Raw genomic sequence first — 710 nt, forward strand, 5'->3', positions numbered from 1 at the left:
GTGAATGCCGCCTGTAGGGGCGCAGGTGATGATGACGGGCTTGGTCACGTGATTGGCTCCTCGAAGGTCTTAGGGACAACTAAGAGGTGGCGTGGGCTCTCTGGCATGCCCCAGATCGGCTTTCGCCAAGCCATCTCTCCAAACGCGAACAGAGGCATCCCAGCAGCGACCTCCGGCTCTTGAGAGCGCAGCGCTTCTGACATCAAAGTCTCATCTGCTGGACTTGCGCAGACAGTCCGCCGTCCAGTACCCAAAGTTGACCGCTCGCATAGCGGGCCTCGTCCGAGGCGAGCCAGTTGACCAGGTTCGCGATGTCCTCGGGCGTGCCATAGGTGCGCATCGGGTGAACGTCACGCACCGCCTGTTGCAGCTCATCAATCGACTTGCCACCGCCGCCGGACCCGTCGCCGGAAAAGAAGCTTTGCAGCATTGGTGTGTCGATATAGCCCGGGCAGATAGCGTTTACGCGGATACCCTCAGGGCCGTGGTCACAGGCCATGGCGCGGGTCAGCGCATGCACCGCGCCTTTGGTGGCACAATAGGCCGCAAGGCCGGGATCGGCGATGAACCCATCATAGCTGCCAAAATTGATGATGCTGGCCGAAGTGCCGGTTTTCGCCGCCGCGCGCATCAGGGGCAAGGCGTATTTCGATGTCAGGAAGGTTCCGGTGCAGTTTACAGCGAAGCTCTGGTTCCATTCCTCAAGCGTG

General features: G+C 60.7%; 1 protein-coding gene. It reads right to left on the reverse strand.

The window, feature by feature from the left end:
• Positions 1–202 precede the first annotated feature (202 nt).
• The coding region (locus tag ACR0E6_RS22305; protein WP_480587484.1) for an SDR family NAD(P)-dependent oxidoreductase at positions 203–710 on the reverse strand (508 nt) is incomplete at its 5' end.

Source organism: Ruegeria sp. AP12 (assembly GCF_056540025.1).